A 14,979-nucleotide genomic window follows, 5' to 3' on the forward strand; every position below is an offset into this window, starting at 1 on the left:
GCTACTACCCGGCACGATCGTGTCGAGCCACCCTGCGATCTACGTGACTGGGACTCGCCCGCGACCAACGCCGAGATCGCAGTCGGGTTCGGTCTCGGCGAATGAGTTTGCTCCTCGACACCCCCATCGCCTTGTGGGCGATCAGCGGCGGCGCGTCTGCCTTTTCACCACCGCGACCCCTTCGATCGGATGCTCGTGGCTCAGGCGGCCGTGGAAGGGCTGACGCTGGTTTCTCGCGATGCCTCGGTCGCTCTGTACGACATCGACGTTCTGAAGGTCTGACGGTGGCTCCGCGTCGGACGCGGGCCCGTGGGGTATAAGTGCAGCGGCCAACTGACCGCTGGATGTGAGGATTTCACCTGTGAGTGACGAGCCGCTGTACTCGAAGCTGGGCTTCACCGACCCCGAGTGGGGGCTGCTGGTCGGCCTTCCCCAGTCGGTGCTCACCGCGGCGAGCGCCGCCTCGCCGGACAGCACCCGCAAGACCCGGCAGGAGAGCGCCGCCGGGCTCGACGTCATCTCCGACGCCCGGGCGTCGGCCAGCCCGCTCGTGGCCGCCGTGGCCGGCGCGATCGTCTCCCGGGTCGGCGACCCCGACCTGGGCGAGGAGCCCCCGGTCATCGAGCCCGGCGACCCGATCGCCTACGCCGAGGACGTGCTGGGCCGCGCCGCCGAGGCGAACGCGCTGCTGACGGTCAAGGCCGACCAGGCCGACGCCGAGACCTACAAGCACTGGCTCGTCGAGATCGCCGAGAGCGTCGTCGGCGCCGCCTCCACCGGTGGCGTCCTCGGCATCGGCGCCGAAACCGTCACCGACAACGAGCGCGCCTTCCGCGACGACCTGGCCAAGGCCCTGGCCGACTAGCGCCGGAGCGGATCGTGGCCGTCCGGGACGGCCACGATCCGCGCCTACGGGCGCCAGCTGAAGATGGGATCCATCTGGCGCAGGACCAGGTTGGGACCCAGGCGGCCGGCGATAGTCATGCCCGCGTTGCGCAGGGCGGCCGCGGGGCCGCGCAGGGCGGCGAGGCGGCCGATGCGGCGGGAGGCCGCGGCGACGGTGGCCGTACGGGATGCTCGCTGTTTCGAGTATCCGGGCAGGTCGCCGGCGTGGGCGGCCAGGGTCACCGCGTCCTCCAGGGCCTGGCAGGCGCCCTGGCCCAGGTTGGGGGTCATGGCGTGGGCGGCGTCGCCCAGCAGCGCCACCCGTCCTTTGTGGAACTGCGGCAGCGGGATGTCCAGGCAGCGGATGTCGGTGCGGATGATCTCGGTGGCGGCGGACATCAGGGACGGGATGGGCTGATGCCAGGCGCCGAACCGGCGCCGGAGCTCGGCGCGCTCGTCGCCGGCCTTCTCGCCGGGTGGGGCGAGGGCCGTCGCGTAGCAGTACACGAGGTCGTCACCCAGGTTGACCACGCCGACCACGGCGCCGTCGCCCCAGGTTTCCGAGAGCTTCAGCTCGCCGGGTGGCCTCGGCACCACGAAACGCCAGCTCGTCACACCGGTGTAGGCGGGGCCGGGTGCTTCGGGGAACAGCTTTCGCCGTACGGCCGAATGAAGCCCGTCGGCCGCGACCACGAGATCTCCCGGCACCTCGGCGTCCTCGGCCGGCGTGTTCAGGTTGAGCGTGACGCCATGGGCCGTCGCGGCGTCGGCGAGGAGCTGGATCAGGGTGGCCCGGTGGATGACGATCGTGGGAAGACCGAAACGGGCCTCGGCGGCCGCCGCGTCGGTACGGGTGATCCAGGTGCCGTCGGGGCGCTGGATGCCGGCCGTGCCCTGCAGGGCGGCCAGGGCGCGCACCCGCTCCCCGAGGCCCAGGACGTCGAGGGCGCGCAGGCCGTTGGGGGCGACGGCCAGACCGGCGCCGACGTTCTCCAGGCCGGCCGCGCGTTCCAGGACGGTGACCGTCCAGCCCCGGCGGGCCAGGGCCACGGCGGCGGCCAGGCCACCCACTCCGGCTCCGATGACTGTGGCGTTCGGCATGGTCGCATCGTGTCATGCTCGACCCGTGTCCGTCGTCGATGAGTATGCGACCGGCCGGCCATCCGCTCGGCTGCGGCCGCATGTCGCGTTCTATTCGGGCTATCGGCAGCGCGGCGTCGCGCCCGGGCGGCATCGGGGACTGCCGTCGCCGTACCTGACGCTGATCTTCACGATGGACGAGCCGCTGATCGTCGACGCTCATCCGGATCCGCGGCAGCGGGGCGGCAGTTACGACGCGCTGATCGGCGGGCTTCACCTGGGGCCGGCGATCATCAGTCACGAGGGGCGGCAGTCGGGGGTGCAGGTGGCTCTGCGGCCGCTGGGATGCCGGGCGCTGCTCGGAGTGCCGGCGGGCGAATTGTCCGGTCTGGATCTACCGGCGTCGTCTCTTCTCGGCCACGCCCCGATCGCCGAGATCCGCGAGCGACTGTACGCGGCGGCGGCGTGGCCCGAGCGGTTCGCGGTGGTCGACCAGGCGCTGTGCCGGGCTCTCGACCGCCCCGTGCGGATCGGCTGGGCAGCCGGCGGCGCCCTCAACGATCCCGAAGCACCAGCTCACGGCGGCTTTCCCAAATCCGGGGCGCCTGAGGTGGCGTACGCCTGGGAACGCCTCATGACGGGAAGCGTGAGTGTCGCCGCGGTCGCGGCGGAGGTGGGCTGGAGCGGGCGCCATCTGACCGCGCGTTTCCGGGCCGAGGTCGGGCTCCGGCCGAAGGAGGCCGCGCGCGTGGCGCGGTTCGACCGGGCCCGCCGGGCGCTGCGGCCGGGCGCCCGGATCGCCGATGTCGCCGGCGGCTTCGGGTTCTTCGATCAGTCCCATTTCGTCCGGGAGTTCCACGCGCTCGCCGGATGCGCGCCGGGGACCTGGCTGGCCGACGAGTTCGGTTTTGTCCAAGCCATGGCCGGCGCGGACGCGCACCATGAGCGGTATGACTGAACCTCGCCCTCAGGTGTGGCCGACGCTGGTGGCCACCGACGCCCGCGTCCTGATCCGTTTCCTCGTCGACGCGTTCGGCTTCACCGAGACCGTCGTGCACGGCGACGACACCGGCGTGGCCCACGCCGAGCTGGCCTGGCCGCTCGGCGGCGGCATCATGCTCGGCGACGTCAAGGACGGCGGCCTCTGGAAGCTCCAGCCCGGAACGTTCGGCTGCTACGTGGTGGCCGACGACATCGACGCCCTGCACGAGCGGGCGGTCCGGGCCGGCGCCGACATTCTCCGGGCGCCGTACGACACCGACTACGGCTCGCGTGACTTCGCGGCCCGCGACCCCGAGGGCAACCTGTGGCAGTTCGGCACCTACCGAGGGACACCGGCCTGAAGGTCAGGCGGCGGGGGCGGGGGCCTTCTCGTCGGGGCGGTCGTCGGTGGCGACGATGGCCTCGGCCTCGGCGATGATGGCCTCGTCCTCGGTGCGGTGCTTGCGGTACTGCGCGACCGAGTAGGCGATCGCCGCCGCCCAGACCGCGTAGATCACGGCGTAGAACGTGTAGCGGACGCCGTCGGGGGCGTCGATCCAGTCGCTGCGCAGCAGGGTGCGGGTGTTGGTGAGGATGATCAGGCCGCCGACCAGCGAGCCGAGCACGCGCGGCGGGATGTGCCGGACGAGCCAGGCGGCGATCGGCGCGGCGATGACGCCGCCGATGAGCAGGGCCAGCACCCAGGTGTAGTTGATGTTCTCGTTGCCGATGCCGACGATGAAGCCGAGGCTGGCCGCCACCGCCACCAGGAACTCGCTGGTGTCGATGGAACCGATCGTCTTGCGCGGCTCGAGCCGGCCGCTGGCCAGGATGGCGGGCGTGCCGACCGGGCCCCAGCCGCCGCCACCGGTGGAGTCGACGAAGCCGGCGACGAGGCCGAGCGGAGCCAGGAAGCGCTTGCGCAGCGGCTTGCCGAGGCGGTCCTTGGGCAGGCCCTGCGTGGTGAAGCGGATGAAGACGTACAGGCCCAGCGCCAGCAGGATGATCGACATCAGCGGGGCCGCGGTCTCGGTCGACAGGTTCGACAGGAAGGTCGCGCCCGCGAACGCCCCGATCGCGCCGGGTACGCCGATCTTGAGGACGACCTTCCAGTCGACGTTGCCGAACTTCCAGTGCGACACCCCGGACACCAGGGTGGTGCCGATCTCGGCGAGGTGCACGGTGGCCGAGGCGGCGGCCGGGCTGGTGCCGATCGCGAGCAGCAGCGTGGTCGACGTGACGCCGTAGGCCATGCCCAGGCTCCCGTCGACCAACTGGGCGCCCAGGCCGACCAGGGCGAGGAGCAACAGCTTGCGCATGTCCCTGACCACCGTTTCCCTAGATATCCCACATAGCAAGTTGGTTTGGTGAGAATAGGAAACGGAGAGTGTTCGTGGCAAGTTCTCCCAGTAGTCGGGACTACAACAGCCCGCGCTCGAACGCGGCGGCCACGGCGGCGGCCCGGTCCCGTACCCCGAGCTTGGCATAGGCGTGCAGAAGGTGTGTCTTCACGGTGGCCTCGCTGATGTGCAGCAGCTTGGCCGCCTCGCGGTTGGAATGCCCCCGGGAAATGAGCTTCAGGACCTCGACCTCGCGCTGGCTCAGCGGCTCCTTGGCCGGCGAGCGCAGCGTCCCCATGAGACGGCCGGCCACCGCCGGCGACAGGACCGACTCGCCCCGGTGCGCCGCCACGACCGCCCGGAACAGCTCCTCGCGCGGCGTGTCCTTCAACAGGTAGCCGGTCGCCCCCGCCTTGATCGCCGGAAGAACGTCGCTGTCGGTGTCGTACGTCGTGAGCACCAGGACACGCGCCCGCGACCCCTGCCCGGCGAGCGCGCGGATCGTACTGACCCCGTCCATGACCGGCATCCGCAGGTCGAGCAGGACCACGTCCGGGTCGACCGAGCCGGCCACCGCGAGCGCTTCCCGGCCGTCGCCGGCCTCGCCCAGCACCGCGAAGCGGCCGTCGCCGGCGAACATGCCGCGCAGGCCGTCCCGGACGACCGGGTGGTCGTCGACGATGAGCAGCCCGATCACGCGCCGGCCCCCGCGAACAGGGCCGGCACGCAGGCCGACACCGCCGTGCCGCCGCCCGGCTCCGACTCCACCTCGAGCGTGCCGGCGATGCGGCGCAGCCTCTCCTTCATCGCGACCAGGCCGTATCCGCCCTTCTCGCCGCCGGCCCGGGGGGCCGCCGGGTCGAAGCCGGCGCCGTCGTCGTGCACGTCCAGGGTGACCACATCCTCCATGTAGGACAGCGTGAGCGTCACCCGTTCGGCCGACGCGTGCCGGGCGACGTTGGCCAGGGCCTCCTGCGCCGTACGCAGAAGGGTCGCCTCGATCTCGGGCAGCAGCGGCCGGGCGGTGCCCGTGGTGACCAGATCGGCCCCGACCCCGCTGAGCCGCGACCAGCTGGTCATCACCTCGCCGATCGCCTCGGGCAGCGCGGCCGCGTCGAGCGTGCGCGGCCGCAGCGCGTGCACCGAACGGCGGGCCTCGGTGAGGCTGTCGCGGGCCAGCTTCTTCGCCGCCTCGAGATGCCGGTCGCGGTCGCCGCCGGGCGAGCCGGCCGCCTCGAGCTGGGTCACGATGCCGGTCAGGCCCTGGGCCAGCACATCGTGGATCTCGCCGGCCATCCGCTGCCGCTCGTCGAGCTTGCCGGCCTCGCGAGCCTGCACCATGAGCTGGGCGTGCAGGCTCTCGTTCTCCTTGAGTGCGGCGGCCAGCTTGGCGTTCGCCTCGGCCAGCTCGTCGATCTCCTGAATCTGCTGGGCGGCCCGCTCGTCGGCCCGCGCGGTCAGCCTGATCATGGTGCCCGAGACACCGATGTTGATGATCAGCAGGACCGCGATGACCGGCCAGGCCGATTTCTGGTCGAGCACGTAGAAGCCGCCCGCCTGGGACAGGCCGGCGGGGATGGCGACGAACACGCCACCCGTGACCATCCACCGGCTCCGCAAGGCGTACGCGGTGAACAGGTAGCCGGTCCACGCGAAGAAGCCGAACAGCGGGCTGCACCAGACGAGGAAGAAGATCAGCACGATCAGGCCGCCGAAGAAGACGGCCATCTTGCCGCGATGCTGCTCCCACTCCGGGTGCATCGTGACCCACCAGAACAGCCAGGCCGCGGTCACGGCGAGCGCGCCTCCGATGATCGGCCACGGCTGGTGCGGCACACCGGCCAGATCGCCCAGCGCGATCAGGCCGATCGAGCAGACCAGGGCTATGTACGGCACCACCGTGATCAGCCGATCGGACTTCCCGCCCACTGCCATGACCGTCACCGTCAATCCCTTCAGGACCAGCGGAACCAGCGGACCGCGAGGAACCCGAACACCACCACGTACCCGAGGAGAACCGTAACCGAGACGGCCGCCGGCCAATGTCCCGTCATGGTGTCGTTGAGCGCCCGCTCGGCCGCGCCCAGCGGCGTGAAGTCGGCGACGGTACGCAGCGCCTCCGGCATCACCTCGCGCGGCGTCCACAGCCCGGCGAAGAACATCAGCGGGAAGAACAGCAGCGTACCCACCGAATTGCCGGCCTTGCCGGACGGCACCAGAGCGGCGATGACCAGGCCGATCGCCAGCACCCCGGCCGCGCTGAGCAGGAAGGTCAGCACGAAACCGGCGAACTGCGAGGCCAGCGGCACGTCGAAGGCGATCCGGCCCACCGCCAGCACGAGCGCGGTGGCGACGACCGCGCACAGCAGGTTCGTCACGAGCTGCGCGCCGAGCAGCTTCAGCGGCGACACCGGGGTGGTGGCGAACCGGCGCAGCACGCCGCGTTCCCGGTACGTCGCCAGCACGGCCGGCGCGATCTGGACGGCCACCATGGCCAAGGTCAGCACCACCGCGATGCCGACGTAGAGGTCGATCACCCGGCCGCCGTCCAGGCTGTCCTGCGGCTCCCGGAACGCCGGGATGCAGCCGAGGATGACCACGAGCACGGTCGGGAAGATGATGACGAAGAAGGCGGACATCGGCTCCCGCAGGAACAGCCGCAGCTCGGTCAGGGTCAGCTTGGCGAACACGTTCACGGTGGTCACTCCCCGGTGTCGGACCGGCCGGTCAGCTGGACGAACGCGTCGTCCAGGCTGGCCTGCTCGATGCGCAGGTCGTTGGCGATGATGTCGTTGGCCGCGAGCACCGAGGTGACCGCGTGCAGCAGGTTGCCGGTGCCGGCGACCTCGAGCTGCGAGCCGTGCCGGAGCACCTGGCGCACCTCCGGGCGCGCCTCGAGCAGCGCCACGTCGACCGGCGCCGACGGGCGGAAGCGGATCCGCTGCTCGGTGGTGGTGCCGGCGATCAGCCCGGCCGGCGTGTCGAGCGCGACGACAGTGCCGCGGTCGATCACCGCCAGCCGGTCGCAGAGCCGCTCGGCCTCCTCCATGAAGTGCGTGACCAGCAGGATCGTCACCCCCTGAGCACGGACGGCCTCGATCAGACCCCACGTGTCGCGACGAGCCTGCGGATCGAGCCCGGTGGTGAGCTCGTCCAGAATGGCGATCTCCGGATTGCCGATAAGCGCCAGCGCGATCGACAACCGCTGCTTCTGCCCGCCCGACATCTTGGCGTAGCGGGTGGTCAGCGGGACGTCGAGGTCGCGGGCGAGCGCCTGCCAGTCGGCCGGGCCGGGATAGAAGGAGCTGAACAGCTCGAGCGCCTCCCGGCCGCTGAGCTTGTCGGGCAGCTGGCTCTCCTGCAGCTGCACGCCGACCAGGCGGCGCAGCGCGGTGTCGGCCGGCGGCCGGCCGAGCACGCTGATCACGCCGCCGTCGGCCGTGCGCAGGCCGCTGACGCACTCGACCGTGGTGGTCTTGCCGGCGCCGTTGGGGCCGAGAATGCCGAAGATCTCGCCCCGCTCGACCGCGAACGAGACGTCCCGCACCGCGACGGTGTCCCCGTACGCCTTTCGCAGGTTCTGGACCTCGATGACTGTCATGCCTAGAGAATCGCGGTCCGGCCCGTCTCCCCGAATCGACCGGCGAGCGAGAGCCGGCATCCACCAGTTGGTGGATGCCGGTGTCAACCCCGACGATCGTCGGGGGTGGACCTTGTCGTTCGGCTCGGGTTTCCGGCCGGCTGCGCTCCTACGGTCGACACCCATGAAACGAGGAACACAGTGGCCGGCCGCGGCCGGCGTCCTGGTGTCGGCGGCGGCCGCGATCGCCTGGCTTTCGCCAGGTGGGTGGGGTCAGGCCGAGCCGATACGGGTCACCGGCGGAGCCTCGGCGTCCGGATACCGAGCGGTCGTCGAGGCGATGGCGGGCGCACCGTCCTGGATCGGCCCGGTGCTGGCGGCGGCGACCGACGGCACCCTGGTGATTCTCGGCGCGCTGCTGGCCGTGATGTGGTGGACGGCGTTGCGCCGCCGGGACGTCCGCCGGGTCGCCGGGACCGTGCTGACCGGAGCCGGCACGGTGGCGGCGTACGGGGTCAGCGAAGCGGTCAAGCTCGTGGTGGACGAGGAGCGGCCGTGCCGGGCGCTGCGGACGGCGGCCGAGACGATCGCCGAGTGCCCCGCGAGCGGGGACTGGTCGTTCCCGAGCAACCACGCCACCCTGGCCGCCGGACTGGCCGTCGGGCTGGCGGTGCTGTGGCCGCGCCTGGCGCCGCTCACCCTGTCGCTGGCCGGGGCGGCCGTGGTGCTGCGGGTGCTGGTCGGGGTCCACTACCCCCACGACGTACTGGCCGGCGCCCTGCTCGGCGGCGCCACGGTGGCGACCGCCCTGCTGCTGTTACTGCCGCTGCGACGGTGGAACCGCGACCCCCGCTTCGTGGGCGACCACCGCGGCGGCGGCCCGGTTGTCCACACCGAGGGCGGCCAGGATGGAGCTCACATGCGCTTTGACAGTTCCCTCGACCACGCTCATCCGGCGGGCTATCTGCCCGTTGGACAGTCCGCCGCCGAGGAAGGCCAGCACCTCCCGTTCCCGGGGGCTGAGGGCGCCGACCCGGTCCCGGGCGGCCGCGTGCCGCGCGGCCAGGGTGTCCGCGCCCGTGGCGGCGAGGTGCGCGACGACGCGGGCGGCGACCTTCGGTGACAGGTACGCGGCGCCGTCGGCCACGGCCCGTACCCCCAAGATCAGTTCTTCCGGCTCGCCCGACTTGACCAGGAAACCGGCGGCGCCGCCGCCGAGCGCCCGCATGATGTAGTCGTCCTCCCCGAACGTGGTCAGAATGATCACCCGGGTGTCCGGCACGGCCCGGCGGAGCTCGGCCATCGCGTCGATGCCGTTCAGGCCGGGCATCCGGACGTCGAGGACGGCCACCGCGGGCCGGTGCCGCCGCGCCAGTTCGACGGCCTCGCGCCCGTCGCCGGCCTCCCCCACGACGTCGATGTCCGGGGAGGTGGTGAGAACCGCGCGCAGCCCGGCCCGGATCATCGGCTCGTCGTCGGCGATCACCACCCGGATCATCGGCGGCTCACGGAGTGACCGTGTCCCGCGACGCCAGCACACCGTCGCGGAAGCAGAGCCGGTAGACGTCTCCCGAGCGGTCGTCGAAGCGGTCGGCCGTCACTGCGTAGTACTGGCACGTCAGTCCCTCCCCGGCGGGCTCGGCGGTCACCGGCCGGTAACGCGTCTGCCGGCGCGGCAGGACACGCTCCACCTCGGAGCGATCCTGCCCGACGCGCAGACGGGCGTAGTCGCCCGGGTCCAGAACCGACTGTGCCGCCGACAGGGTCTCCCAGCCGGCCAGGGCCCCGCTCAGCAGCCCGCCGAGGACCAGCGGCACCATGACCGCGACGACCAGCGACCGGCCCACCCGCCGCCGGGCACGGCGATGTTCCTCGGGCAGCGCCTGGTCGGCCTGGGGAATCACGGGCGGCGGCCCCGGGGTGTGCGGAATCCGGGCGGTGACGGCGAAGCCCCCGTCCCGCGGGCCGTACTCGAAGGTGCCGCCGGCCAGCCGCACCCGCTCGTCGAGGCCGGCCAGTCCGCTGCCGCCGGCGCCGGGCCGCGGCCGGGCGCTCGGCGGCCCGTTCTCGACCACGATCGTCGTCTCGTCCGCCGTGTGCGTCACCGAGACGGTCGCCGGCGCCCCGGGGGCGTGCTTGGCCACATTGGTCAGGGCTTCCCGCGCGACCCGGTGCAGGGCCCGCTCGGCCATCGGCGGCAGCTCACCCGCCGTGCCGTCGACCCGCAGGTCCACCGCCAGTCCCGAGGCGCGCGCCGCGTCCGTCAGCGCCGCGAGGCCGGGGCCGTCGACGTCCATGGGGGCACTGTCGTCCCGGTCGCGCAGGACGCCGACCACCTGGCCGAGGCGTTCCACCGCGTCCCCGGCGCGGGCCCTGAGGTCCGCCGCCGCCCGGCGATGGTCCTCCCCGAGTCCCGGCGCGAGCTTCAGCGCGCCGGCGGACAGCGCGATCAGATTGAGGTCGTGGCCGAGCAGATCGTGCATGTCCTGGGCGATCCGCGCCCGCTCCCGCAGCCGCGCCTGGTCGGCGACCAGCCGCTGCTCGCGCTGCGCCTGCTCGGCCCGCTCCCAGCCGGCCCGGGCGAGATCCTGATACTGACGCCAGAACCGTCCCGCGAACCACGGCGTCATCGTGGCGGCGACGAACACGGTCAGAAACCGCCCGGCCAGCGACAGCCAGCCCGGCACGACCGACAACACCAGCACGCCACCCGCGAGCACCGCCACCAGCCCGAGCACCGCCGGCCCGGTCCGCCCCGGCCGCCGCCCGGCCAGAAACGCGGCGACCACGGTGGCCGGCACCCACCACCCACTCACCATGCTGAGACCGGCGAACACAACGGCGGCCACGATCGTCACCCGCTTCACCAAGGCGACGGTACGGGCTGGACGCCCACCCCGGCTGCCCCGGCTCCGCCCCCAGCGCCGGACCGGGAGTGGCAGGCGGGGTGACCATGCGGGTAGGCCCCAACGACGTCTCTAGGCGGTGGCCGCGCTCGGCTTCTCCTGGATCGGCGGCGCCTGGGGGTGTCTCTGGCTCGCTGTGGTGACCAGGGCGTCCAGCAATGCGGGGGTCACGGGTTCGCCGGTCACGAGCACCCGGAAGTGGATCGGCCCCACCGTCTGGTCGACGAGCAGGTCGATGTCGGCGCCGGCGGGCAGCTCGCCCCGGGCCGCCGCCCGGTCGAACGGCACTCGGTCGCGGGCGCGCAGTCGTGGCAGCACCTCGGCCCGCGGAGCGCAAGGCGCCGGTGTCCGGCAGCGTGAGTTCCTGAGCGCTGTCGGCGGCGAACGCGTCGATCAAGATGTCGGTCCTGGAGCGGACGGTGGCCGAGTTCGGCACCTCGTACGGAATCTCGACGCTCCACCTCGCCGCCGCCGTGCGCGACAACGGGATCGGGCACGTCGTCACGACCGAGCTCAGCAGGACCAAGGTCGAGGCGGCCCGCTCCACCATCGAGGCGGCCGGGCTCGGCGACCTCGTGACCGTGCTCGAGGGCGACGCGCCGGCCACCCTCGGCACGGTCAGCGGCCCGATCGGCCTGGCCCTGCTCGACGGCTGGAAGGACATGTGCCTGCCCGTCCTGCGCCTGCTCGAGGACCGGCTCGCACCGGGCGCCCTCGTCATCGGCGACGACTCCACGTTCGCGTCGACGAGCGACTATGTCGCCTACGTCCGCGACCCCGGCCACGGTTACGTGAGCGTCGACTTCCCGGTCGAGGACGGCATGGAGATCAGCTGCTGGACGGGCCGCTGATCGGCCGCTCAGACCATGGCCTCCGTGTTGCTGCCGCGGCGCAGGCCGGTGACGGCGGAGTAGACCGAGCCGATCTGTGCGGCGACGCGCTTCCAGGAGTACGCCTGACGGGCACGGTCCAGGGCCGCCGTGCCGTACGCGAAGCGGCGGACCTTGTCGTTCACCAGGCGGCGCAGGGCGCCGCCGAGGGCGCGTGGGTCGCGCGGCGGCACCAGATCGCCGGTGAGGCCGTCGACCACGGTCTCGGTCAGGCCACCCACCGTCGTGCCGATCACCGGGACGCCGCAGGCCATGGCCTCCAGGGCGGCCGGCTCGAACTGCTCCTGCCAGGGCGCCGCCACCAGCAGATCGGCCGAGCGGTACCAGTGTGGCATGTCGCGGGCCGGCACCCGCCCGACCAGCTTCAACCGGTCGCCGACCTGCAACCGGTCGGCCAGCGCGCGCAATTTCGCGGCGCCCGGATCGGCCCTGAGCTCCTCGGCCGGCGGGCCGCCGACGACGACCACCTCGGCCCCGGGCACGTACCGCATGGCCTGGATGACGTCGCCCAGGCCCTTACGCTCGACGAGCTTGCCGACCGAGAGGATGCGGAGCCGCTCGGGGTCGCGTTCGGCCGACGGGCCGTCGGGGCTGAACCGGATGCTGTCGACGCCGGCCGGCACGACGGTCAGCCGGGCCCGGGGCACACCGATCCGGACCAGGCCGCTGACCTCGTCCTGGGACTGCGCGACGACACGGTCGACGGCGCGGCCCAGGGCGCGCTCGTATCCGCTGCGCGAGGGCCGGTCGGCGCCGCCGCTGAGCGAGGGCAGGCCGAGCTCGTGGAACGACTGCACCACCGGGATGCCGAACTGGCGGGCGGCGGTGATCGCGGCCAGGCCGCTGGTCCAGAAGTGGGCGTGAGCGACGTCGGGGTGCCAGTCGCCGGTACGCCACTCGTGCTCGAGCAGGCGGGCGAACTCGCCCATGTGCGGAAGGAGGAGGTCGGGGGGCACCGTCTGGGCGGGCCCGGCGGGGATGTGGACGACGTGGATGCCGCCCGGCGTGGTCACCACGTCGGCGACGTCCGGTGAGTCGCGACGGGTGTAGACGCGGACCTCGTGACCGATCTCGGCGAGAGCCGTGGAGAGGTCGGCGACGTGGGTGTGCTGGCCGCCATCACCCAGGGGGCTGGCGTGCTCAGAGATCATGGCGATGCGCACGTGGTCCCTCCGGTCGGGCAGGTGTTCGCCGGAGACCTTGCCCTAGGGCAACATCCGTAAACCTGACCTATCCGTTACAGACTGTTCTCTCAGGGTATGTCCTCGCCGTGGCTATCGTGCAGCGAACCGTCCAGGCCCCGCCCGATCGTGTGTTCGCCGTCCTCGCCGACGGCTGGACCTACAGCGACTGGGTGGTCGGCACCGTACACATCCGTGACGTCGACGAGAACTGGCCCGCCGTGGGCAGCCGTCTCCACCACAAGGCCGGACCGTGGCCGCTCTCCCTGCACGACAAGTCCGAGGTGCTGATCGTCGAGCCGGACCGGCGGCTCCGGCTCAACGCCGGCCTGTGGCCCCTGGGTGAGGCCGTGGTCGACATCAAGCTCGAGCCCGCACCGGGCGGCGCCACCAAGGTGACGATCGAGGAGGACTTCGAGCGGGGCCCGCTGCTGGCGGTGCGCAACAAGCTCAACGACCTGGTGCTGCACCGCCGCAACATCGAGACCCTGCGCCGCCTGGCCGACATCGCCGAGCGCTCTAGCCGCCATACACGACGCGATGCGCTGAGTTGATCACCGCCCGGTAGCCGGGTACGCGGTGGCGGGCCAGGGCGGCCCGCGCCGCGTTGGCGCCGGGAGCGCCGTGCACGCCGCCGCCCGGGTGGGCCGACGAGCTGGCCATGAACAGGCGGTCGACCGGGGTGTCGGCCCGGCCCAGCGAGGGCACCGGGCGCAGGAAGAGCTGCTGGAACGCGGCCGCCGTGCCGCCGCCGAGGGCACCGCCGACCAGCGACGGGTTCTCTCGCTGCATGTCGGCCGGTGAGTAGACGTTGCGGCCCTCGACCTGCGCCCGGAAGCCGGGCGCGTACTGCTCGACGGTCGCCTCCATGCGCTCGACGTGGGCGGCGATCTCGTCCGGCTCCCAGTGGTCGCGGTGCGGCAGGTGGGTGTACGACCAGACCGACTCGGTGCCCTCGGGCGAGCGGCCCGGGTCGGCCGTGGTCATCTGGCCGAGGAGCATGAACGGGTGGTCCGGCACCTGGTCGGTGGCGAGCTGGGCCGCGTACCGGGTGAGGCCGTTGAGGTCGGCGCCCAGATGCACGGTGCCGGCGCCGGCGGCGGCCGGGTTCTTCCACGGCATCTTCGTACGGACGGCCCAGTCGACCTTGACCGTGGCCCCGTCCCAGCGGAAGTGGGCGAGATCCTCGACGAGCCGCGCCGGCAGCCAGCGCTCGCCGACCAGGTCGAGGTAGAGCGCGGGGGCCGGCACGTCGGCGATCACCGCCCGCGTCGCCCGGAAGTTCCGGCCGTCGCCGGTCCGGACGCCGACGGCCTTGCCCCGCGCGATCAGGACGCGGTCGGCCGGGGCCTCGTACACGATCTCGCCGCCCTTGGCCCTCAACCGCGAGACCAGGGCATCGGTGATCCGCTGGGCGCCGCCGACCGGCACCGGCCAGCCGTGCTCCTGGCCGAGCATGGCCAGCAGCCAGCCGTAGACGCCGCCGCCGGCCTCTTCCGGGGAGAGGTCGGTGTGCAGGGCGCAGCCGGCCATCAGCAGGGTCGCGCCCTCCCCGCTGAACAGCTCGGAGCCGAGCTCGCGCACCGAGAGGACCAGCCGCCGGGCCAGCCGTAGCGCGTCGACGCTGCCCAGAGCCCGCAACAGGGAGATGCCGCCGCGCACCGGCGGGAACGGTGTGAGGATGGTGTCGAGCATCGGCGCCGAGACGCCCCGCCAGTCGTCGTACGCGTTCTTCCAGCGCTCGCCGTCGCCGGGCGCGAACTTCTCGACCGACTCCATCGTCCGGGCGACGTCGGTGTTTATCGTCGCCGCCCGCCCGTCCGGCAGCAGGTGGGTGAGCACGTCCGGCGAGCGCGTCCACTCCAGGTCGAGGTGGAGATCGCGCAGCACCGGCGAGGCGTACCCGAGGGGGTAGAACGAACTGAAAAGGTCGCTCAGATATCCGGGCGCGGTCACGAAGCCGGACCGTACCGCCCCGCCCGGCTGCGGGGCGGCCTCGAGCACCACCACCGACCACCCGGCGTCGGCCAACAAGTTCGCGGCGACCAGGCCGTTGTGGCCCGCGCCGATGACGATCGCGTCTGCAGTGTCCATCGAGAACGTCGTACCCTCCCGGCGGCGTTTGTCACTCATCGC

The 14,979-nt window shown here is 72.5% G+C and carries 17 protein-coding genes and 2 pseudogenes; 7 read left to right on the forward strand and 12 right to left on the reverse strand.

The window, feature by feature from the left end; translation table 11 throughout:
• Window positions 1-144 precede the first annotated feature (144 nt).
• Both AB0C26_RS01340 and AB0C26_RS01345 read left to right on the forward strand, forming a co-directional pair.
• Window positions 145-282, forward strand: a pseudogene (locus tag AB0C26_RS01340) (PIN domain nuclease); the annotation flags it as partial.
• 79 nt (window positions 283-361) lie between these two features.
• The gene (locus AB0C26_RS01345) at window positions 362-865 is read left to right on the forward strand and encodes a hypothetical protein (RefSeq protein WP_360239650.1); all 504 of its coding nucleotides are present in this window, start codon (window positions 362-364) and stop codon (window positions 863-865) included.
• Between the two features lie 44 nt (window positions 866-909).
• Here the strand turns inward: AB0C26_RS01345 and AB0C26_RS01350 are convergent, their stop codons facing one another.
• Entirely contained in the window at window positions 910-1,986 is a 1,077-nt protein-coding gene (locus AB0C26_RS01350) for an FAD-dependent monooxygenase (RefSeq protein ID WP_360239653.1), read from the reverse strand.
• A 25-nt stretch (window positions 1,987-2,011) separates the two neighbouring features.
• Between AB0C26_RS01350 and AB0C26_RS01355 the strand changes: the two genes are divergently transcribed.
• Window positions 2,012-2,923 carry a helix-turn-helix domain-containing protein gene (locus AB0C26_RS01355; RefSeq protein ID WP_360239656.1) on the forward strand — a complete coding sequence of 304 codons (912 nt, stop codon included), beginning with the start codon at window positions 2,012-2,014 and terminating at the stop codon, window positions 2,921-2,923.
• Window positions 2,916-3,308 carry a VOC family protein gene (locus tag AB0C26_RS01360; protein WP_360239659.1) on the forward strand — a complete coding sequence of 131 codons (393 nt, stop codon included), beginning with the start codon at window positions 2,916-2,918 and terminating at the stop codon, window positions 3,306-3,308. The genes AB0C26_RS01355 and AB0C26_RS01360 overlap by 8 nt, the downstream gene beginning before the upstream one ends.
• A 3-nt stretch (window positions 3,309-3,311) precedes the next feature.
• Here AB0C26_RS01360 and AB0C26_RS01365 read toward each other — a convergent pair whose 3' ends face one another.
• The 6 genes from AB0C26_RS01365 to AB0C26_RS01390 all read right to left on the reverse strand — a co-directional run bounded on the left by AB0C26_RS01365 (window position 3,312) and on the right by AB0C26_RS01390 (window position 8,496).
• A complete protein-coding gene (locus AB0C26_RS01365; RefSeq protein ID WP_360239662.1) occupies window positions 3,312-4,265 on the reverse strand; it encodes a sulfite exporter TauE/SafE family protein in 954 nt (317 codons plus the stop codon).
• A 100-nt stretch (window positions 4,266-4,365) separates the two neighbouring features.
• Window positions 4,366-4,983, reverse strand: coding sequence for a response regulator transcription factor (locus AB0C26_RS01370; protein WP_360239665.1), 618 nt, complete (start codon window positions 4,981-4,983; stop codon window positions 4,366-4,368).
• Window positions 4,980-6,221 carry a sensor histidine kinase gene (locus tag AB0C26_RS01375; protein WP_360239668.1) on the reverse strand — a complete coding sequence of 414 codons (1,242 nt, stop codon included), beginning with the start codon at window positions 6,219-6,221 and terminating at the stop codon, window positions 4,980-4,982. The genes AB0C26_RS01370 and AB0C26_RS01375 overlap by 4 nt, the downstream gene beginning before the upstream one ends.
• 20 nt (window positions 6,222-6,241) lie before the next feature.
• Window positions 6,242-6,982 (reverse strand): ABC transporter permease, encoded by a 741-nt coding sequence (locus AB0C26_RS01380; RefSeq protein ID WP_360239671.1) that lies wholly within the window; start codon window positions 6,980-6,982, stop codon window positions 6,242-6,244.
• A gap of 5 nt (window positions 6,983-6,987) precedes the next feature.
• Window positions 6,988-7,887, reverse strand: coding sequence for an ABC transporter ATP-binding protein (locus AB0C26_RS01385; RefSeq protein WP_360239674.1), 900 nt, complete (start codon window positions 7,885-7,887; stop codon window positions 6,988-6,990).
• Between the two features lie 252 nt (window positions 7,888-8,139).
• Complete coding sequence (locus tag AB0C26_RS01390) at window positions 8,140-8,496, reverse strand: hypothetical protein (protein ID WP_360243667.1); 357 nt, start codon at window positions 8,494-8,496, stop codon at window positions 8,140-8,142.
• Between AB0C26_RS01390 and AB0C26_RS01395 the strand changes: the two are divergent.
• Window positions 8,405-8,620 (forward strand): annotated as a pseudogene (locus AB0C26_RS01395) (phosphatase PAP2 family protein); the annotation flags it as partial. The gene AB0C26_RS01390 and the pseudogene AB0C26_RS01395 overlap by 92 nt on opposite strands.
• Before the next feature lie 63 nt (window positions 8,621-8,683).
• Here the strand turns inward: AB0C26_RS01395 and AB0C26_RS01400 are convergent.
• The 3 genes from AB0C26_RS01400 to AB0C26_RS01410 form a co-directional block, all read right to left on the reverse strand.
• The gene (locus AB0C26_RS01400) at window positions 8,684-9,364 is read right to left on the reverse strand and encodes a response regulator transcription factor (protein WP_360239677.1); all 681 of its coding nucleotides are present in this window, start codon (window positions 9,362-9,364) and stop codon (window positions 8,684-8,686) included.
• Between the two features lie 7 nt (window positions 9,365-9,371).
• The gene (locus AB0C26_RS01405; protein ID WP_360239680.1) at window positions 9,372-10,733 is read right to left on the reverse strand and encodes a histidine kinase; all 1,362 of its coding nucleotides are present in this window, start codon (window positions 10,731-10,733) and stop codon (window positions 9,372-9,374) included.
• A gap of 111 nt (window positions 10,734-10,844) precedes the next feature.
• Window positions 10,845-11,090, reverse strand: coding sequence for a TetR-like C-terminal domain-containing protein (locus AB0C26_RS01410; protein ID WP_360239683.1), 246 nt, complete (start codon window positions 11,088-11,090; stop codon window positions 10,845-10,847).
• Between the two features lie 80 nt (window positions 11,091-11,170).
• On the opposite strand from AB0C26_RS01410, the gene AB0C26_RS01415 reads away from it, so the two are divergent.
• On the forward strand, window positions 11,171-11,623 hold the full coding sequence (locus AB0C26_RS01415; protein WP_360239686.1) for a class I SAM-dependent methyltransferase: 453 nt from the start codon (window positions 11,171-11,173) through the stop codon (window positions 11,621-11,623).
• 8 nt (window positions 11,624-11,631) lie between these two features.
• Here AB0C26_RS01415 and AB0C26_RS01420 read toward each other — a convergent pair whose 3' ends face one another.
• Window positions 11,632-12,825, reverse strand: a complete 1,194-nt coding sequence (locus AB0C26_RS01420) for a glycosyltransferase (RefSeq protein ID WP_360239689.1) — start codon at window positions 12,823-12,825, stop codon at window positions 11,632-11,634.
• Window positions 12,826-12,932: 107 nt separating this feature from the next.
• Between AB0C26_RS01420 and AB0C26_RS01425 the strand changes: the two genes are divergently transcribed.
• On the forward strand, window positions 12,933-13,397 hold the full coding sequence (locus AB0C26_RS01425) for an SRPBCC family protein (RefSeq protein ID WP_360239692.1): 465 nt from the start codon (window positions 12,933-12,935) through the stop codon (window positions 13,395-13,397).
• Here AB0C26_RS01425 and AB0C26_RS01430 read toward each other — a convergent pair.
• Window positions 13,363-14,937, reverse strand: a complete 1,575-nt coding sequence (locus AB0C26_RS01430; protein ID WP_360239695.1) for an NAD(P)/FAD-dependent oxidoreductase — start codon at window positions 14,935-14,937, stop codon at window positions 13,363-13,365. The genes AB0C26_RS01425 and AB0C26_RS01430 overlap by 35 nt on opposite strands.
• Window positions 14,938-14,979 lie beyond the last annotated feature (42 nt).

Source organism: Actinoplanes sp. NPDC048796 (assembly GCF_040650035.1).
Lineage (GTDB): Bacteria > Actinomycetota > Actinomycetes > Mycobacteriales > Micromonosporaceae > Actinoplanes.